21 protein-coding genes and 1 pseudogene are annotated in these 19,986 nt (G+C 34.5%); 17 read left to right on the forward strand and 5 right to left on the reverse strand.

The features are described from left to right. Nucleotides 1–62: 62 nt before the first annotated feature. The 7 genes from DET63_RS25695 to bcbE all read left to right on the forward strand — a co-directional run bounded on the left by DET63_RS25695 (nt 63) and on the right by bcbE (nt 7,081). Complete coding sequence (locus tag DET63_RS25695; protein ID WP_113938250.1) at nt 63–1,904, forward strand: IucA/IucC family protein; 1,842 nt, start codon at nt 63–65, stop codon at nt 1,902–1,904. Then, a complete protein-coding gene (locus tag DET63_RS25700; protein WP_113938251.1) occupies nt 1,891–3,129 on the forward strand; it encodes an AMP-binding protein in 1,239 nt (412 codons plus the stop codon). Before DET63_RS25695 ends, DET63_RS25700 begins: the two co-directional genes overlap by 14 nt. Next, entirely contained in the window at nt 3,126–3,401 is a 276-nt protein-coding gene (asbD, locus tag DET63_RS25705) for a petrobactin biosynthesis protein AsbD (RefSeq protein WP_113938252.1), read from the forward strand. The genes DET63_RS25700 and asbD overlap by 4 nt, the downstream gene beginning before the upstream one ends. A 23-nt stretch (nt 3,402–3,424) precedes the next feature. After that, complete coding sequence (locus tag DET63_RS25710; protein ID WP_113938253.1) at nt 3,425–4,429, forward strand: DUF6005 family protein; 1,005 nt, start codon at nt 3,425–3,427, stop codon at nt 4,427–4,429. A gap of 14 nt (nt 4,430–4,443) precedes the next feature. Continuing rightward, nucleotides 4,444–5,286, forward strand: a complete 843-nt coding sequence (locus DET63_RS25715; RefSeq protein ID WP_113938254.1) for a sugar phosphate isomerase/epimerase family protein — start codon at nt 4,444–4,446, stop codon at nt 5,284–5,286. A 120-nt stretch (nt 5,287–5,406) separates the two neighbouring features. Further along, complete coding sequence (locus DET63_RS25720) at nt 5,407–5,613, forward strand: alpha/beta-type small acid-soluble spore protein (protein ID WP_000113539.1); 207 nt, start codon at nt 5,407–5,409, stop codon at nt 5,611–5,613. Nucleotides 5,614–5,830: 217 nt separating this feature from the next. Beyond that, a complete protein-coding gene (gene bcbE / locus DET63_RS25725; protein ID WP_113938255.1) occupies nt 5,831–7,081 on the forward strand; it encodes a bacillibactin exporter BcbE in 1,251 nt (416 codons plus the stop codon). Between the two features lie 48 nt (nt 7,082–7,129). Here bcbE and DET63_RS25730 read toward each other — a convergent pair whose 3' ends face one another. After that, complete coding sequence (locus DET63_RS25730; protein ID WP_002031419.1) at nt 7,130–7,747, reverse strand: LysE/ArgO family amino acid transporter; 618 nt, start codon at nt 7,745–7,747, stop codon at nt 7,130–7,132. Between the two features lie 122 nt (nt 7,748–7,869). Between DET63_RS25730 and DET63_RS25735 the strand changes: the two genes are divergently transcribed. Then, the gene (locus DET63_RS25735; RefSeq protein WP_113938256.1) at nt 7,870–9,312 is read left to right on the forward strand and encodes an aminotransferase-like domain-containing protein; all 1,443 of its coding nucleotides are present in this window, start codon (nt 7,870–7,872) and stop codon (nt 9,310–9,312) included. A 12-nt stretch (nt 9,313–9,324) separates the two neighbouring features. After that, complete coding sequence (locus DET63_RS25740; protein ID WP_002012388.1) at nt 9,325–9,492, forward strand: DUF3933 family protein; 168 nt, start codon at nt 9,325–9,327, stop codon at nt 9,490–9,492. A gap of 105 nt (nt 9,493–9,597) precedes the next feature. Here the strand turns inward: DET63_RS25740 and DET63_RS25745 are convergent, their stop codons facing one another. Then, on the reverse strand, nt 9,598–10,563 hold the full coding sequence (locus DET63_RS25745) for a patatin-like phospholipase family protein (RefSeq protein WP_113938257.1): 966 nt from the start codon (nt 10,561–10,563) through the stop codon (nt 9,598–9,600). 87 nt (nt 10,564–10,650) lie between these two features. Then, entirely contained in the window at nt 10,651–10,812 is a 162-nt protein-coding gene (locus DET63_RS25750) for a YjcZ family sporulation protein (protein ID WP_113938258.1), read from the reverse strand. A 224-nt stretch (nt 10,813–11,036) separates the two neighbouring features. Here DET63_RS25750 and DET63_RS25755 point away from each other — a divergent pair, with 224 nt between their 5' ends. The 4 genes and pseudogenes from DET63_RS25755 to DET63_RS25770 all read left to right on the forward strand — a co-directional run bounded on the left by DET63_RS25755 (nt 11,037) and on the right by DET63_RS25770 (nt 13,891). Beyond that, nucleotides 11,037–11,789, forward strand: a complete 753-nt coding sequence (locus tag DET63_RS25755; protein ID WP_113938259.1) for a YwqG family protein — start codon at nt 11,037–11,039, stop codon at nt 11,787–11,789. 147 nt (nt 11,790–11,936) lie between these two features. After that, the gene (locus DET63_RS25760; RefSeq protein ID WP_113938260.1) at nt 11,937–13,097 is read left to right on the forward strand and encodes a transglutaminase domain-containing protein; all 1,161 of its coding nucleotides are present in this window, start codon (nt 11,937–11,939) and stop codon (nt 13,095–13,097) included. A gap of 103 nt (nt 13,098–13,200) precedes the next feature. Next, a pseudogene (locus DET63_RS25765) lies at nt 13,201–13,399 on the forward strand (DUF4083 domain-containing protein). A 30-nt stretch (nt 13,400–13,429) separates the two neighbouring features. Beyond that, nucleotides 13,430–13,891 (forward strand): NUDIX hydrolase, encoded by a 462-nt coding sequence (locus DET63_RS25770; RefSeq protein WP_113938261.1) that lies wholly within the window; start codon nt 13,430–13,432, stop codon nt 13,889–13,891. Between the two features lie 44 nt (nt 13,892–13,935). On the opposite strand, the gene nadE is transcribed toward DET63_RS25770, so the two are convergent. Next, complete coding sequence (nadE, locus tag DET63_RS25775; RefSeq protein WP_002064947.1) at nt 13,936–14,754, reverse strand: ammonia-dependent NAD(+) synthetase; 819 nt, start codon at nt 14,752–14,754, stop codon at nt 13,936–13,938. A 264-nt stretch (nt 14,755–15,018) separates the two neighbouring features. On the opposite strand from nadE, the gene DET63_RS25780 reads away from it, so the two are divergent. From DET63_RS25780 to DET63_RS25790, 3 genes are all read left to right on the forward strand, one after another. Then, nucleotides 15,019–16,899, forward strand: coding sequence for an ABC transporter permease (locus tag DET63_RS25780; RefSeq protein ID WP_113938262.1), 1,881 nt, complete (start codon nt 15,019–15,021; stop codon nt 16,897–16,899). A gap of 119 nt (nt 16,900–17,018) precedes the next feature. Beyond that, nucleotides 17,019–17,306, forward strand: coding sequence for an AbrB/MazE/SpoVT family DNA-binding domain-containing protein (locus DET63_RS25785; protein WP_002012401.1), 288 nt, complete (start codon nt 17,019–17,021; stop codon nt 17,304–17,306). Nucleotides 17,307–17,640: 334 nt separating this feature from the next. After that, complete coding sequence (locus DET63_RS25790) at nt 17,641–18,591, forward strand: serine protease (RefSeq protein ID WP_113938263.1); 951 nt, start codon at nt 17,641–17,643, stop codon at nt 18,589–18,591. A gap of 40 nt (nt 18,592–18,631) precedes the next feature. Here DET63_RS25790 and DET63_RS25795 read toward each other — a convergent pair whose 3' ends face one another. Further along, nucleotides 18,632–18,940 (reverse strand): ArsR/SmtB family transcription factor, encoded by a 309-nt coding sequence (locus DET63_RS25795; RefSeq protein WP_001259916.1) that lies wholly within the window; start codon nt 18,938–18,940, stop codon nt 18,632–18,634. Between the two features lie 107 nt (nt 18,941–19,047). Here DET63_RS25795 and DET63_RS25800 point away from each other — a divergent pair, with 107 nt between their 5' ends. Continuing rightward, on the forward strand, nt 19,048–19,983 hold the full coding sequence (locus tag DET63_RS25800; protein ID WP_113938264.1) for an aldo/keto reductase: 936 nt from the start codon (nt 19,048–19,050) through the stop codon (nt 19,981–19,983). The last annotated feature ends 3 nt before the right edge of the window (nt 19,984–19,986 follow it).

The following is a 19,986-nucleotide window of genomic DNA, read 5'->3' on the forward strand; positions in this document are numbered from 1 at the left end:
GCTAAAATTTCACGTAATACAAATAATGGAATTTGATATTCCGTATTATAGCGGAGGGATTTATGAAAGAAGAAGTTTATCACATAAAAATATTGAAGGCACTCCAATCAAAAGAGTACATTTCAGTAAGAAGAAGAGTATTCCGGCAATTAGTAGAATCGTTAATTTATGAAGAAATCATTACGCCGATTCGTATACAAAAGGGAGAGCAAATCCTTTTTATTATACAAGGTCTTGATGAAAAGGATCAAAATGTAATGTACCAATGCTATGGGCAAGAACGTATGACATTTGGGCGTATTTGTTTACATGACTCATTAATAATGAGAGTTCAAGATGAGGAAGAAGAAATACAATCAGTTTCACAATTTTTACAGGAGATTTTTCGGATTGTTCAAGTGGATCGAACGAAATTGGATTCTTTTATTCAAGAATTAGAACAAACAATCTTTAAAGATACGATTGCACAATATGAGAGAGGTTGTGAAGAAGACTATCTTGCGAAATCTTATGATGAGCTTGAAAGTCATTTAATAGATGGACACCCGTATCATCCTAGTTATAAAGCACGCATCGGGTTTCAATATCGTGATAATTTTCAATATGGATTTGAATTTATGCAACCAATGAAAATTATATGGATTGCAGTTCATGAGAAATATACGACTGTAGGATATGAAAGTGAAGAGAGTTATAACTGTACCTTTAAAGAAGAACTTGGTGAAAAGAAAATCGAAGAGTATATGGATCGTATTCGAACAATGGACTGTGATTCGAAGAAGTACATGTTTATACCTGTTCATCCTTGGCAGTGGGAGAACTTTATTATTCCGAATTATACTGACCATATACAGGATAAATATATTATTTATTTAGGGAAATCAGAAGATGATTATTGCGCGCAGCAGTCGATGCGGACATTAAGAAATGTTACGAATCGAGAGAAACCATATGTAAAGTTATCAATGAATTTACTCAATACTTCAACTATCCGTACATTAAAACCACATTCGGTTGTGAGTGCACCTGCTATATCGAATTGGTTAAAAGATATAGTAAATCATGACCCTTATTTAAGGGATGAATCGCGTTTAATTTTGTTAAATGAATTTTCGAGTGTTACGTACGATGCGAATAAAAAAGCTACGTATGGCTCATTAGGATGTATTTGGCGCGAAAGCGTTCACAAATATTTAGATAAGAAAGAAGAGGCAATCCCATTTAACGGTTTATATGCCAAGGGAAAAAATGGGACACCAACTATTGATTTGTGGTTAAAGAGATATGGAGTAGAAAGCTGGTTACAATTGCTTATTCAAAAAGCAATTATCCCAGTTGTACACCTCGTTGTAGAGCATGGAGTCGCATTAGAATCACATGGACAAAACATGATTTTAGTTCATGAAGAGGGAATACCAGTCCGTATTGCACTAAAAGATTTTCATGAAGGACTGGAGTTTTATCGTCCATTTTTGAAAGAACTCGAAAAATGTCCTGACTTTACTAAAATGCATAAAACATATGCGCATGGTCAAATGAATGATTTCTTTGAAATGGACCGTATTGAATGTTTACAAGAAATGGTTTTAGATGCGCTTTTCCTATTCAATCTAGGTGAACTGGCTTTCGTGCTGGCAGATGAGTATCAGTTGAAAGAGGAACAATTTTGGATCATTCTTGTTGAAGAAATAGAAGATCATTTTGAAAGATTTTCGCATTTGAAAGAACGTTTTGAAGCATTACAATTATATGCACCTACATTTCATGCAGAGCAATTAACGAAGCGTCGTTTATATATGGATGTGGAATCGCTTGTTCATGAAGTTCCAAATCCATTGTATAGAGCAAAGCAACTTACAATACAAAAATCAGTTGTTACAGGGGGAAATCATGCTAATCGTTAATAAACAAGAATTTAGCAAATATGATTTTGAATTGAGATTACAAGGTTACGAGGGAGTGGAACAATTTCAAGAAGCAGAAGGAAATAGATTTGCACTTTGTCTGAAAGATCCATTCGATATTATTACGCTTGTGTTTTTCCTAAAAGAAAAAAGAGCATCTGTACTACTTATTCATGAAGATACGCCAAAGGATACAGCTATTGAAATGGCAAAGCGCGCAAAGTGTACTGCACTTTTATACGGAGAAAGTAACGACTTTACAAAATTAGAAGTTCCAAATCTATTACAAGAAGAACCGTCTTTATTGCAGTATAGTTCAGGTACAACAGGAGAGCCAAAACTGATTCGTAGAGCATGGACGGAAATTGAAACAGAAATTGCCGCTTACAATGAAGCTTTAAAATGTGAAGAAGACGAAGTGCCAATTGTAATGGCTCCAGTTTCACATTCATACGGATTAATTTGTGGCACGTTATCAGCAATTACGAGAGGTAGTAAGCCTATAATCATTACAAATAAAAACCCTAAATTCGCATTAAATATAGTTCGTAATACCGAAAAACATATCATATACGCAGTACCACTTATGTTACATATTATGGGGAGTTTTCCACAAGGGACTTTTCAGTTTCATAAAATTATGACATCAGGATCACCTTTGCCAGAAACGCTATTTTATAAGTTAAAGGGCATGACGAAATACATGATGCAGCAGTACGGCTGTTCTGAAGCTGGTTGCATTAGTATATGTCATGCTATGGAAACACATTTGGATTTAGGAAAACCACTTCCTCATGTAAGTATTAACATAGGTTCAAATGAAGATGAACCTGAAGAAATCGTAGTGAAAATTGCTGAAAAGGAGATTTATACAAAAGATTTAGGTTATAGATCTGAGCAAGGCCTTCATTTCATGGGGCGAATAGATGATGTTATTAATGTGTCCGGTCTAAAGGTATTTCCTATAGAAGTGGAAGAAACGATGCTTCGATTAGAAGGTATTCAGGAGGCAATTGTATACCGGGGCAAGCATCCTGTGATGGGAGAAATAGTAAAAGCGAAAGTAGTCTCTCGTATTGAACCAGTACAAATAAGAGAATGGTGCATACAGCATTTACCGTCTTATAAAGTGCCACATGAAATTGAAAATGTAGCAGAGATTCCGAAAAATAAAACAGGGAAAGTAAGTCGGAAGTTATTAGAGATGGGAGAGATAACAACATGAGTCGTGAAATGTTAAAAGAAGCAGTTTTAAGTATTATGAGAGAAAAAATGGAACTAAAAAACGTGACACATTTAGAAGAAACGATGCGTTTAAATCAAGATTTATATATAGATTCGGTAATGATGTTACAGCTCATAGTATACATAGAAATGGATTTAAAGCTATGCGTTCCAGAGGATGAGATAGACCCAAAGGCGTTTCTTACTGTAGGATCTTTGCTCGACTTTATGGAAGATTTGCAGCCGTTACACGAAGTAAATGTGAATAACTAACCTTTAGGAAAGTGGATGAGAGTATGACTTCAATTAAAGTTCACTGTTTAGTGAGTTGTTTTTGTGAAATTATAAAAAGGCGTAGCGATATAGATTACCGTCCATTTTATTTCGGATTATGGGATGGAGACTTTGATATAACAGAAGGCGGGATTATTTCTTATCATTCCGAAAACATTAACCATGATAACTACTTGCTTTGGTATGAAAAATTGTATGGGATAAAAGTGAACGAATGGTACGATCATTCAAAAGATAAAAGTAGCAATGTAGAAACATTTTTAGAATTAGTAGAAAATAAGCCGGAAAATCGTTACGTAATTGTAATGGTTGATATGTCTTTATTGCCTGAGAGAGAAAATAAGTTTCATCAAAAACCGTTTCCGCATTACTTAATGATATCGAAGACAGAGAAAGAAGACGAATGGTTCATGCTTGATCCTGATTTTCGCTGGGAAGGGAATATGGAAAGAGAAAAAGTGCTCCATTCTGTTAAAGACAACCCATTTGGTGGAGGCTATTTCATTGATATAGAAGGAATTCAGGAGCCAACACAAGAGATGGTAGAAAGTTATTTCATGGAAACATTCAAAAAAGATGATAATGAACTAACAATGGAATTAAAAAAATTAATAATAAAAATGGTAAATGAAGAGGGTGGGTATTCACTTTCCGGGCTCGTAACGGCAGTAAAGCAAATACCCGTATTGGCAATACGTAAATATAGCTATGAACATGCCTTTGCATACTTCCGTGAAACTTTACAATATTCGGAGCAAGAATTTGATTATTGGTGTGATCGAGTGGAAGACATTGTACAAGGATTTACAAATGTACAGTACCGTGCTATTAAAATGGCAATGACAAATAATAAAGATATGTTATTACCAATTGTTGAAAAACTTGATGAAATGAATACAATTGAACTGCAAATCAAGGATGAACTAGAGAAACAGTTTCTGTTATGGAAAGAAATTACAACAAATCAGTCTTTCTTAACTAATACAAGTTCATTGAATTTAAGATAAGGGAGTTCAAACCAATGAAATATTCGCTATGTACAATTTCATTTCGCCATCAACTAATTTCATTTACTGATATTGTTCAATTTGCATATGAAAACGGTTTTGAAGGAATTGAGTTGTGGGGGACCCATGCACAAAATTTATATATACAAGAGCGTGAAACGACAGAACGAGAAATAGATTATTTAAAGGATAAAAATTTAGAAGTTACGATGATAAGTGATTACTTGGACATATCATTATTAGCGGATTTTCAAAAAACGATGGAAAAATGTGAACAGCTGGTAACACTAGCTAATTGGTTTAATACAAATAAAATTCGTACGTTTGCCGGGCAAAAAGGTAGTGAGGATTTCTCGGAACAAGAGAGAAAAGAGTATGTGAAGCGAATTCGCATGATTTGTGATCTCTTTGCTCCGCATAATATGTATATACTATTAGAAACACATCCAAATACGTTAACGGATACTTTGCCGTCTACTTTGAAATTGTTAGAAGAAGTAAATCATCCATATTTAAAAATAAACCTTGATTTTCTTCATATATGGGAGTCTGGTGCAGACCCTGTAGATAGTTTTCATCGATTAAAGCCGTGGATACAACATTACCATTTTAAGAATATATCATCAGCGGAGTATTTACACGTGTTTGAACCAAATAATGTATATGCCGCTGCTGGAAGTCGTATAGGAATGGTTCCATTATTTGAAGGTATTGTAAACTATGATGAAATCATCCGGGAAGTGAGAGATACTGATCATTTTGCTTCGCTTGAATGGTTTGGGCATAATGCGAAAGATATATTGAAAGAAGAAATGAAAGCATTAACGAATAGAAAATTAGAAGTAGTAAGTTCATAAGGTGAAATGATGAAAGAGTCTCGTTTAGGAGACTTTTTTTATTTTATCAATAACCAAAAATTACCATGTATTTAATTTCGGATTTGATACAGTTTAATATATATAAGGAGGTGATCGGTAATGGCTAGAAATCGTAACGCTAATCAATTAGCATCACATGGAGCACAAGCAGCTCTAGATCAAATGAAATATGAAATTGCACAAGAGTTTGGTGTACAGCTTGGAGCTGATACTTCTTCACGTGCAAACGGTTCTGTAGGCGGTGAAATTACAAAACGCCTTGTAGCGATGGCAGAACAACAGCTTGGTGGCGGATATACTCGCTAAATGTAGAAGGTTATAGGAGAAAGGAAGGATTCTTCCTTTCTTTTTTATTTTCAATTAATTGGTATGGATATATTGTGAACAGGATTCAAAGAATAGGAGTAATGCTATATTTTACCCAATTTCTTTTGTTGTAAATGGAAAGTAGTAAAGATGAAATAGCCCTGGTGGAATGTAAACATAATTTCCAGCAGGGCTATTATATGGTAAGAAATATATGATGAAAGGTTCCGAAATCAACATGTTAAAAAAAGAAAACTGTTGTTTAATTGCACTTGCATCAGTTCCACTTGTTATGACGCTAGGTAATTCAATGCTTATTCCAATCCTGCCAACCATTGAAAAGAAATTACATATTTCATCTTTCCAAGTATCCATGATAATTACAATTTATTCTATCATTGCAATTATACTTATACCGATTGCTGGTTATTTATCAGATAGATGGGGACGAAAGATGGTAATGGTTCCAAGTTTATTAATTGCAGCTATTGGAGGAGCGATAACGGGATGGGTATCATGGAAAGTTGATAACCCTTATGTTTGGATTCTTATCGGAAGAGCAATTCAAGGGATAGGTGCTGCTGGTGCTATGCCAGTTGTCATACCATGTGTCGGTGATTTATACAAAGATGAAAAACAGGTTAGTGCAGGTTTAGGAATCATTGAGACGTCAAATACATTTGGAAAAGTATTGAGTCCCATATTAGGATCAGCTCTTGCAGCTATTGTATGGTTCTTACCATTTTGGGCGATTCCAGTTTTATGTGTAATATCGATTGTTTTACTACTGGTACTAGTAAAGGCGAAGAAACAAGAAGAAGAAGTCCCACCCCTTAAAGAATTTATTCAATCTATTATCTCTACGTTTCGAGAAAAGGGAAGATGGTTAATTGCCATTTTTATACTAGGTGCAATTATTATGCTTATTTTATTCGGAATACTTTTTTATCTGTCAACTATACTGGAGTCGAAGTACGATATTCATGGTATATGGAAAGGGTGTGTACTCGCTATTCCTTTACTTGTACTATCACTTAGCTCATATATGGCTGGTAAAAAAATTGGAGATAAACAAGATATTATGAAAAAGTGTATCTATATTGGATTTTTACTGGCTGCTGCATCTGTCTTCTTACCTTTATTTCTAAAAGGAATCTATTTGCTACTTCTTTGTCTCGTTATTATGGGGGGAGGAATTGGTATGGTGTTACCATGTCTAGATGCTCTTATTACACAAGGGATTGAAAAAGAGCAGAGGGGGACAGTTACGTCATTTTATAGTTCAATGCGATTTATCGGTGTAGCAGCTGGACCACCCCTGTATTCTTTTTTTATGAAAGGGGCAGACCATGAAGTGTTTTATTTAACGAGCATCTTCGCTGCTATTGGTGCTGTCATAGCAATTATTTGGATTAAACCAGCAAAAGATAAAATGATGTTAAAACAGAAACCGGAACAAACTTCATAATGCGAAAGAGAATTGCATGCCAATTACATAACATGCAATTCTCTTTAATTAGTTAGGAAAAACAACTTGTTTTAACATATAAAGTGCGACTCCCCATATGATTAGCCCTGAAATTTTATTTAATACTATAATCGTTTTTCCTGTCGAGTCAAATCCTTTTAGAAATTTTCCAGCAAAAGCTAAACTAATAAACCAGATCCAAGAAACTATAATTGTTGCAAAAGTGAAAGCCCATTTCTCACTTCCTATGTACTGTATAGAGTTTGTTCCGATTACACCAATTGTGTCTAAAATTGCGTGTGGATTTAGTAATGAAACTGATGCGGCGAAAATAATTTGATTTTTTAAAGGCATGCTTTTTTCTTGTTTTACATCATTTGAAGGATCGCTTCTCCAAATAACCCAGCCCATATACATAAGAAAGAAAAATCCAATCATATACAAGGTGGTTGTTAACCAAGAGAAAGTTAAGAGGACAAGAGAGACACCTTGTACAGCAATTAATATTAATAATGTATCACATATAGATGCAGTCAAGACTACAGGAGCAGCTCTCCAAATATTTGGTTGACTAGCGCCTTGGTTAAAGACGAAAACATTTTGGACACCTAATGGAATGATAAGACCAAATGCAAGGATGATACCGTGAATAATTGCTTCACTCATCAGATTACCTCCTACTTAATTTGATTAATTATGATAGTCTATATTGTATAGAAGAAATGAAAATTTGTATCCATCCATATGGTTGGATAGGTTACCAACCATAAAATATGTGAGGTGAGATAATGGAAAGGCTCGTTTGGAAACCTAATATGTCTTCATCTATTCCTTTGTATAAACAAATAGAATCTTATATAAAAGAGAGAATTGTTAATGGGGAATGGACAATTGGAACTAAATTACCTTCACAAAGAGATTTGGCGCATACGTTTGAAGTGAACCGAAGTACAATTGTAATGGCTTTTGATGAGTTAATAGCCAAAGGGTATGTCGAGGGGAATGGCCGGAAGGGAACAATTGTTATAAATAATAGTGAGAGTACTTCTACATATGCCCCGCCTCCAAACTGGCAGTCTTATGTAGAAACAGGACTTCATTATCCGAATCTTCCTGCTGTACAAGAGATTAATCAAGCTGAATTTACTCCCAATGTAATTCGATTAGGAACAGGTGAACTTTCACCGAGTCTCTTGCCTGAGAAAAAGATGAAGGGTATTATTAATAAAATTCTACAATCAAATGTTACACTTGGGTATGAGGAACCGAAAGGAAATCTCCATTTAAGAGAAAAAATTGCGGAATATTTAAAAGGGCATGGGGTATATGTATCTCCTGACTCTATTTTAATTGTTTCGGGAGCAATCCAAGCATTGCAGCTTATTTCTATGGGGCTTCTTCCGAAAGGAGCGTCAATTTTATTAGAAAAACCATCATATTTATATTCGCTTAATGTATTTCAATCAGCAGGAATGCGCTTGATTGGAATACCAATGGATGAGAATGGTATAAATACTTCCTATATCACAAAATATAAGAAACAATTTAACGCATCTATTTTATATACAATCCCATCTTTTCATAATCCGACCAATTTTAGTATGAACGCTAAGAAGAGGGAAGAAGTGATGGAGATATGTAATGAAATTGGATTACCTATTATTGAGGACGCGGTATATCAAGATTTATGGTTCGATGCACCAGTTTCAAAGCCTTTAAAGGCATATGATAAAAATGGTATCGTGCTACATATTGGAAGTATGTCCAAAGTCATTAGTCCTGGTTTAAGAATTGGGTGGGTTGTTGGATCAGAATCCGTTATTCAAAGATTAGCAGATATAAAAATGCAAACTGATTATGGTTCAAGTTCTATATCCCAGCAGATTGCAGCGGAGTGGTTTGAAAATGGATTGTATGATGAACATTTACAGTTTGTAAGAAGTGAATTGAAAAAACGTAGAGATTTTATGATAAGTATGTTAGAAAAGTATTGTAGTGGCATTGCAACTTGGCATGAGCCAGTAGGAAGCTTTTACATTTGGCTACATATAAATCTACCAATTTCGAATCGTAGTTTATTTGAAAAAGCTTTACAAGAAAAGGTGTTGTTAAACCCAGGCACTTTGTATGATAGAAGTGCTAACCAATTTTTACGTCTTTCTTATTCCTATGCAACTGTAGAAGAAATTGAAGTTGGAATAAAAAAGGTTGCGCAATTAATTAAAGGGTAAAAGGAGAAAAACATGAAACAATATGTGATTTGCCAAATTATCGATGGGGATAAATATTTAGCTGCTTATGCAGAGACAAAACAGGATGCAGTTGAAAAAGCAGAACTGTTAGGATTAAGAACCGGAAACCGTTACATAGTAATTACCGCGGAAGAAGCTGAAGGGTTAACTTATCCTTAAGCAATGTGTGTGGTATGTAGGAGATAAATAAGCCTAGTAATATATGAAATTACTAGGCTTATTTACTATTAAAGCGTCAAGTCTTCTCGTATGAAAATAAAAGTATTATGAGTCAAGTTGACGGAAAAATCGATTTGTTTTTCGATCCTGATTTCCGTCTCTATATTCATCAACATATTGTCTGAAGTTCCAAGATTGTAAAAACTTATTTGCGGAGTTATAACCAGAATTGTACAGCCATTCTTTTTCTTCTTTCGTTAACTCAAAATTTGTACTTGTAATTGTCCCTGTAGGAATTGTAATTGTTCTTGCTTTTGATTCTTTATCTAAATGCCGTAAATCATGAGCTTGCATCATTGTTTTAAATAGTCCTTTGAACATGGAAATAGGTTCTTTATAATGGGCAGGATCAGCTTGAATTTCATCTTTTACAAAATGAAATCCAAAAGTCGGCCAGCGAGGAGAGGTAGGGGAGTCGAAAATCCAAATTGGGTAATTACTTAAAATCCCGCCATCAACCATATAACAAGGCTGCTTCCATTTTGGTGTTCTCCATTTTACTGGCTCAAAGAAGAAAGGGATTGTACTACTCATTCTTACAGCTTTAGCAATAGAGAAGCGATAATTTAAAAATCCATAGTTCGGTAAATCATCGGGGAAGACAACCATTTTACCGTTGCTTATATCAGAAGCTATAATTTTGAGTTTGTTTAAATCAGGTAGATCTGTAAATAAGTGAACGCCCTTTTTTCGCAGTAATTCTTCAAGCCATTCTTCTATAAATACATTGGAATAAATACCTAGAGTAGACCATGCACTTATTCCTTTACCGATAAACGGGATTCTATCAAGAAAAGTTTTCTTCATAAATTTATTATAATCAATATCGGTTATTATTGTTTTTAATTCGGAACAAGAATATCCAGCTGCTAAAAGCGCTGCGATAATTGAACCAGCTGATGTTCCAGCTACGCGCTCCCATTCATATCCTTTTTCGGCTAACGCGCAAATTGCCCCCACATGCGCAATTCCGCGTACACCGCCTCCCTCGAAAACACCATCAATCTTCATTAAACATACTTCCTTTCAGATGGAAAATTTGAAAATGGCAAAAAAGCACGTATTGTACGCGCTTTTTTACAATAGTTTTTAAGTTTACTAGCAGTCGAATCCGCCGCCCCAACAGCTAGCTCCAATGATGATTAGAAGGATAAATAAAACGATTAATAAAGCGAAACCTCCATAACCACAACCGCCACCACAACTACCGCCGTAACCGTAACCACCGCCGTAACCACCGCAACTATATCCGTAACCCATGTGGAATTCCTCCTTAAATTAAAAATAAAAATGAACGAGGGGAAAATGTACTGGAAGAAATAAAGAACTATCGTGTTTGTAGGAACAATGTATACTATGCTTTTTTAAACTTGTTCGCGTACGAGGGATAAGCCCGTTTTTTTGAGGGCTTGTTGAATTTACAATGAATGAAGTATAATCTTTGTGCTATGATACAAATAAGTATGTAAATGTAAGGAGAATTTATGGAACAGAAAATTGAAATATTAATTGATAAATATGAACTAACACATTTGAAACAGGAACTTATTAATACTGTATTTCCTTGTGTAAAAGTTGTGCCAAAACAACAGGAAATAATTGCGATAGGCAGTTCGAAAATGGGCGGAGTTCCTGATTTGCCAAATACATTTGAATATCCAACATACAAAGAGAATCCGTTACGTTTTATCGCACAATTTAATTTAAGTGATTTACAAAACGTTGGTATGGATCACAATCTTCCTAAGACAGGGATGCTATATTTCTTTAGTATTGAAAATTACTTTGAAGAAGATGTGGATCCAACCGAAGCTGGACGTGTAATTTATTATGATATCCCTGTAGAGCAATTACGTAGAGCAGATGAAATACAAGCGAAATATAACCAGTGTGCAATTACTTTTGAACTGACGTATAAATTACCGGAGCTTTTCATTGAAGATGAGGCGGATTCAGATCGTTTCTTGCAATTACTTGAAGAGCTAATCCCAGACAACTATGATAATCATCAAATGTTTGGAGAACCATTCTCTGTACAAGATGAGGTATTGTACGAGACTGGACAATATATGGGGATAGATCCACAGCATATGACGCTCTTATTCCAAATTGATTCAGATACTAAAAATTGTAATATGATGTGGGGAGATTTAGGGATGCTTTATTTCTGTATTGGAAATGAAGACTTGAAAAATCGCCATTTTGAAAATACATGCTGTGTGTTGCAAACTTGCTAAAAAAAGGGTTGTTCTTTTTCTAAAAGAACAACCCTTTTAAAAATGTTAAATATGCATAATCTCATATGACCTATTTTGAAAAGTATTGTATACTCTGAAACTATACGATACTTTTTTGTATAGTTATAGAATGTAAGGAGTGACAAGATGGGAAAGACAAGTAAGTATGTGACAGCTGCCGCACTTTGTTCAACTATAGTAATGGGAGGCTTACAGGCGTCAGCTGTATCTTATGCGGCTACGAATCCGACTACAGTGACAACACAATCAGATGCAAAGTTGTTAAATGATTTCAGAAAAGAATTAAAAAAACAGATTGATAATAGAGAAGAAAATATTACAATCACATATAAAACAAAAGATAGAAATGCTAGAAATATTATGGACCAATTGTATGGCGAGTTTAATAAAATTGTAGATGCTGATGAGTATGTAAAATATAATGTAGCGTCTACTAAATATTCTATAAAAGGGATGCCAGGGAATTATACATTTACATTACAAGTGAAGTATCGTGAATCAAAAGAGCAAACACAGTATGTAAAGTCTCAGGCGAAAGCAATTGTAAATTCTATCATTAAACAAGGCATGGATGAACATGAAAAAGTGAAAGCTATTCATGATTATGTTGTGAAAGAAGTATCATATGATACTTCTTATCAAGCATATACAGCGTATGAAGCGTTAGCGAATCGTTCTGCCGTTTGCCAAGGATATACATTGTTAACATATCAATTACTAAAAGAAGCAGGTATTCAAAATCATATTGTAACAGGTACAGGGAATGGACAAGCTCACGCATGGAATTTAGTGAACATTGATAACAAGTGGTACCACCTTGATACTACATTCGATGATCCAGTTCCTGATAAAGCTGGCCGCGTAACATATTCATATTTTAATATATCTGATGAACAATTAAGCAAAGACCATGAATGGGATCGTAGTGAATATCCAGCGGCAACTACAAGCTACTTTGGTGAATTAACAAGCAAAATAAAAGCCGGTAGTTCAAAAACTGCTGTATATGAACAAATGTTAAAAGAAACAAATTTAAAGTATTTATCTGCACAATACGGAGCGGAAAATTACAATGAGTTTAAGAAAAAATTACAGCAACAATTTGCTTCCAAGCCAGAAAAAGTAGAAGTACGATATAAGCAGTCAATGGATGGAACGATGCAAGATATAAAGAAAGTACTAGATGAAATAGCTTGGCCAAAAGGTGCAAAGCGTGTATCTTATCAAGTTGCGCCATATAGTGCAATGGCAGGTTATTCATTAGCGACAATTACATTTACGTATTAAGCAATGAAAAAGAGCATCTGTAAAAGGTGCCCTTTTTATTATGTATTACTTTAAAAAATCAGAATTATGGGATAAAATAAAAGAGGAAGGATGTGGAATCTGAATGGATTTGTTCGAAAGCAATATTTTTACATTTATATATACTTGTTTAGTAATCGGACTTATCGTTTTGTTTTTCCTATCATTTACTTTGTTTGTTAGAAGGTTATTGCAAAGCAGTACTGCAAAAAAAACAACATGTGATCAATATGAACCAGAAGCTAGATCGAATTATTGAATTGCTTGAAAAAGATAAGAAATAGCGATAGAAGATGTATGAAAAGGGGAAGAAGATGGCTAATTATATAAAAGAATTACGTGAAAAAGTAGGGCATGATTATGTTATTTTGAATTTTGCAGGAGGTTGTGTATTTAATGAATTTGGTGAAGTGCTTCTGCAAAAAAGAGGAGACTTTAATGCTTGGGGATTTCCAGGCGGTGCAATGGAAATCGGGGAATCTGCGGCAGAAACTGCGATTCGAGAAATAAAAGAAGAAACAGGATATGATGTGGAAATTGATGAGCTCATTGGTGTGTATACGAAATATTTTCAAACATATCCGAATGGAGATCAGGCACAGGCAATTGTAATATTCTTTAAGTTTTCAATCGTTGGAGGGAATACAAAAATAGACGGTGATGAAACGTTAGATTTGCAGTTTTTCCCTTTAGACAAAATGCCGCCATTGTTTAATAAACAACATGAAGATTGCTTGCAGGATTTATTAGAGAAAAGAGTAGGGGTATATCGTTAACGTATAAAAAAGAAGCTAAATGAGATTAGCTTCTTTTTTATGTTCTATTTCCACCAATCATCAAACATTGACGCTGGTACTTGTCTTTTATGTTCACTCACTTTGTAACGCTTCTCGATCTTTTCAGCAACGTCAGCTGGAACGGATTTACCTTCTAAATAGTCATCTAATTGATCGTAAGTAATGCCTAGCTCTGTTTCATCAGCTTGACCTGGTTTTTCATCTAATAAATCAGCTGTTGGCATTTTTAAGTAAAGTCGCTCGTCTGCACCTAATTCTTGTAATAAATCACGTCCTTGGCGTTTCGTTAATCCCGTTAATGGTAATAAATCTGCACCGCCATCTCCGAATTTTGTGAAGAAACCTGTTACAGCTTCAGCAGCATGATCAGTTCCGATAACGAGTAGCCCTTGTTGTCCGCCGATTGCGTATTGTGTAACCATACGGATACGCGCTTTAACGTTCCCTTTATTGAAATCTGTTAATGATTCGCCTAATAAGTTTTCGTATTGATTTGAGAAAGCATCAACTGTTGAAGCGATATCAAAAGCAACAGACTGATCAGCTTGAATAAATTGTAATGCTAATTGTGCATCATCTTCATCTTTTTGTACTTTGTATGGAAGACGTACGGAGATAAACGTTGCGTTACCACCTTCATTACGAACTTCTTCGACTGCAAGCTGTGCTAAACGTCCTGCCAGTGTAGAGTCTTGTCCGCCGCTAATTCCAAGTACAAATCCTTTTGCACCTGTAGTTTTTAAATAATCTTTTAAGAAATCAATTCGTTTACGAATTTCTACTTTCGGATCAATTACAGGCTGAACATGTAATGCTTTCATAATTTGTTCTTGTAATGTCATTATGTTTTCCTCCTATTCATATTAAAGCGGTAAATAAGTTTATATGTATATTGGTACATACTTCTATCCTTTATTATTTCGCAAAACTAACGAATATACAATAGGATGCGTGTATGAATGTAGTCATTATAATGAAACTGTTTTATATAAGCAATTGTTTAAAACCTTTCAATAATGTAAGGTTTTTGTCATTTGAATCGATGGAAGGTATTTCCGAACTTTACTAATATAAAAGTATAGTTAGTAGAAGGGCGGAGAAGTAGTATGAACATTAGAGAACTCGCATTTCGAAATGTAACGCGAAATAGACGAACATACTCAGCTTATTTTTTGAGTAGTGCATTTGCAATTATGGCCTTTTTTGTGTATTCATTTTTTGCGTTTCATCCGGCATTAAGTGCTGGAGAATTAGGACGGTACGTATTCGTAAGTATGTCTTTTGCGCAGTCTATTATTTACTTATTTACATTCTTCTTTATTTTATATTCAATGGGAATGTTTTTAAAAACGAGAAAGCGTGAACTAGGAATTTTAATGATGCTAGGTATGACGAAATATCAATTAAAGCGTCTTATCTTCTTTGAAAATATAATGATTGGAATAGGGGCAATAATTTTTGGGATTCTTTCAGGTATGTTGTTTTCAGGGATATTAATATTTGTAGCTCCGATGATATTAAAACTAGATATCTCTTTATCCTATTACATACCGATGAAAGCGATTGTTGTGACGAGTATTATGTTTTTCGTATTATTTATGATCATTTCATTGTTTAGTGCAGGAATGGTTCGTAAAAATAAAATTATGAAATTGTTTAGAGGATCAGCAGAGGCGAAGCCAGAACCGAAGGCATCTATAATTTCTTCTATATTAGCAGTAGTATTGCTTAGCGCTGGTTATGCAGGAGCTCTTATGTCACATGGTGCAATGGTATTTATAATGATGATTCCTGTTACAACGGTAGTCATTATTGGTACGTATTTGCTGTACAAGCAGTTGAGCGTCTTTATTATTCGATTATGTAAAAAAAGCAAACGTTTCTATTGGACACAGACAAATATTATTACTTTGTCAGATTTAGCATACCGTATGAGAGATAATGCAAGGATGTTCTTTATTGTAACAATTATTTCAACAGTAGCATTTTCAGCAATAGGTACATTGGTTGGATTTGCTTCGATGACGAAAGAAATTATGGACAGACCAATTGCGTTTCACTATCAGTCTAAGCAAGGTAATAGCAATGAGTCACAGCATCTGAAAATCATTGACGAAGGATTAAAGAAACATAATATAGCAGCTTCAAAAATAAATATTTCATCGAAGAAAACGGAGGAGCAGTCGTTAAGAAGCGCCATTTTTATAAAAGAATCAGATTATAAAGAATATGCAAAGTTAACAGGAGAACCATTTAATACTGTATCAAATAAAGAGGCTTTATTTTTGTCAGTCGAAATACCCGGACCACCGATGAAAGAAAGAAAAGAAATTACTTTACCAAATATGAATGAACCTTTAAATGTGAAAAAAGTCAATACTTCTTCATTAAGTAAAATACTAAGAGGTAATGTGTATGTAATCTCTAAAAATCAATATGATTCATTACAAGATGGATTTAAAGAAGAAAAAGATTATATGTATAAAACACAATCCACGAAAGATGAAATTGAGGTTGGTAAAGAGCTTACGAATCAGATTAAGCCTTATGAAGAACATTCAACGTTTAGTGCAGAAGAGTACGATCAAAATCAAAGTCTACAAATCGCAGGACCCATTTTATTTGTAGGTTTCTTTATTGGTATTGTATTTTTCGTTTGTGCAGGAAGCTTCCTTTACTTCCGTTTATTTTCAGATTTGGAGGACGATACTCGTTTATTTGAAATGATTCGAAAAGTTGGATTGACGAGAGGGGAATTATCGAAAGTAGTCACAATCCGCTTAGCGCTTTTATTCTTCGTTCCAGTTGGAGTTGCAACATTACACGGGGCAGTAGCATTAACTGCGTTAGGACAAATGTTTGAGTACTCACTGTTTAAAGAAAATACAATTGTATTAAGTATTTTCGTAGGTATTCAAGTTGTATACTTCTTAATTATACGATCGCGTTATTTAAAACAATTGAAAGAAAGATTGAATATTCGTTAAATGTGTTTTTTTAACTTTTGTACTATATTTTCTAAAAAGAGTAAGGCATTACCAAATATATAGTGATAAAATGAAAATAGCGAGGTGAAAAAAATAATAGAGAGTAAGGGGGGAGTAACATGAAAGCAACAGGAATTATTCGAAAAGTAGATGAATTGGGACGGATAGTTATTCCTAAAGAATTACGGGATGTATTAGGAATACAAATCAAATCACCACTTGAAATTTTTGTAGAAGAAGACAAAGTCATTTTACAAAAATATCAACCATACAATGCTTGTCAAATAACAGGTGATGTTTCAGATCAAAATATTTCATTAGCAAATGGAAATATTACTGTTAGTATAGAAGGCGCAAAACATGTAATAAAAGAAATTGAGCAGTTTTTGAACAAGAGTAAGATTTAGTCTTAATTTATCCCGCTATTTGTGGGCAGTAAAACTCCCACCTCAAAACTCGGCTGAAGCAAAGAAGTTAGGTGGGAGATCAATTGCCCGTAAACGCCCGATTGGTGAGGGCTAATAATCAGTGGGGGATGAACACCACCCACTGATTATAGTTTCACTTTATATTATTCTATTGAAAAACTGAAAAAGAAAAGGACCATTAATGGTCCTTTTCTTTTGTTTATTGAGAAACATTTGAGAGGAAGGGAAATGGAACGAATAAAACGAATGTTAAATCTAAACGCATTCAATAGTGGTCTGAAATGAAAATAATATATTTTCAGGAGGGATTACGATGAATAGTAGTACAGCGAATAAACAAAAAGGCATTAAATTAATTCCGTTTACTGTAAATAAAGTAGTTGAACAAGTAAATGAAATTCCACCAGGTGTACAATTGATTCATGCTCCGCAAGTATGGGAAAAGAGCGCGAAAGGAAAAGACATTGTCGTTGCTGTTTTAGATACAGGTTGTGATGTAAATCATGTAGATTTAAAAGATCGTATTATTGGTGGGAGAAATTTCACAAAAGATTATGAAGGAAATCCCAATATTTATCTTGATAATAATGGGCATGGTACTCATGTATCGGGGACAATTGCAGCGACTGAAAATGGTGTTGGTGTTTTAGGAGTCGCACCACTTGCTAAAATGTTAGTGTTAAAGGTTTTAGCGGGAGATGGTTCTGGGAGTTATGAGCAAATTATTGAGGCCATTCATTATGCAGTAAATTGGAGAGGGCCTAATAAAGAAAGAGTTAGAGTCATTTCAATGTCACTTGGTGGTCCGCAAGATGTACCAGAGTTACATGAAGCTATTCAAAATGCGGTAAAACAAGACGTACTTGTCGTGTGCGCTGCAGGAAATGATGGAGATTGTAACGATGATACGGAAGAATTAGATTTTCCAGGTGCTTATTCTGAAGTAATTGAAGTAGGTGCTGTTAATTTAGAGCGGAAAATTTCATGCTTTAGTAATTCAAATCAAGAAATTGATTTAGTAGCGCCGGGTGATGAAATACTGTCTACCTATCCAGAGGGGAAATATGCGGTATTAAGTGGTACTTCAATGGCGACGCCGCATGTCGCTGGGGCGCTAGCACTTCTCATAAAGCAGTGTGAGAGAGAGTATGGTAAAAAATTATCAGAGCCGGAAATATATGCGCAACTTATAAAAAGGACTGTACCTTTAGGGTATGAACGTACATCTGAAGGGAATGGATTAATAGATTTATTAAAAGAATAGTAATTACTAAAAAACATCTCATATGAATATGAGATGTTTTTTAGTACGGTTCTGTTGCATGTATTACGACGTCTAATAAACCGGGGAATCTAGCATTTAAGTCATCTTCACGAATTGAAATGAAACGTTGTGTGCCTTCAAGGCGTGTATACATAACACCAGATTCACGTAAAACTTTGAAATGATGAGATAAAGTTGATTTCGCAATTGGAATGTTTAACGCACCACAAGATTGTTCATTTTTCTCTAGTAGCATAGTTACAATTTGTAAACGAATTTGATCGCTAAGTGCATATAAGACAGAAGAGAATTGAATTTCTTCTCGATTTGGATGATAGAGAGTACGCATTTTTTCACCTGCTTGTATAAGTTAATATATTTGCACTATAACATATAAAGTGGTATATTTCTATTGTTCGAATATAATCGAACAATAGAAATATAGGGGGATAAAAAATGAATTATACAAAATTGCAAAAGGCAGGACTAAATATTTCGAAGTTGGGGTTAGGAACAAACGCTGTTGGGGGACATAATTTATATGCTGATGTGAATGAGGAAGAAGGAAAAAGATTAATAGAAGAAGCAATTCAGCAAGGGATTACATTTTTTGATACAGCAGATTCATACGGTTTCGGTAGATCAGAGGAATTGGTAGGAGAAGTATTAAAAGGAAAACGCCACGAGTTTGTACTTGCTACAAAAGGTGGAATTCAGCCGTTATTAAATGGAGAGGTTCATATTAATAATGAACCAAGCTATTTAAGAAATGCTGTGGAAAATAGCTTAAGAAGATTACAAACTGATTATATTGATTTATATTATTTACATTTTACAAATCCTGAAACAAGTTACATAGATTCAATTGGAGAGCTTACTCGCCTAAAAGAAGAAGGGAAAATTCGTTCAATTGGAATATCTAACGTAAATGTAGAGCAACTAAAAGAGGCGAATCAGCACGGACATATAGATGTTGTACAATCACCGTATAATATGTTGGATCGTGCTGCTGGGGAAGAACTTTTGCCATATTGTATAGAATCAGGTATTTCATTTATTCCGTACGGGCCTCTTGCCTTTGGGATACTAGGTGGAAAATATACAGAAGATTTCAAATTGAACGAAGGGGATTGGCGTCAAAGTGTAAATCTATTTGAAGAAAATACATATAAGAGTAACTTTAAGAAAGTTGAGAAGTTAAAAGGCTTAGCTAAAGAAAAGAATCTCGAAGTATCGCATTTAGCTTTAGCGTGGTTATTAAACAAAAAAGGAATTGATACTGTTATTCCTGGTGGGAAACGAGCAGAGCAAATAAGAGAAAGTGTAAGAGCAGTGGATGTTTCATTGAATGAAAAAGTTATGAAAGAGATTGAATCTATTTTAGAAGATTAGTTG

This window comes from Bacillus sp. DB-2, assembly GCF_003315125.1.
GTDB lineage: Bacteria > Bacillota > Bacilli > Bacillales > Bacillaceae_G > Bacillus_A > Bacillus_A mycoides.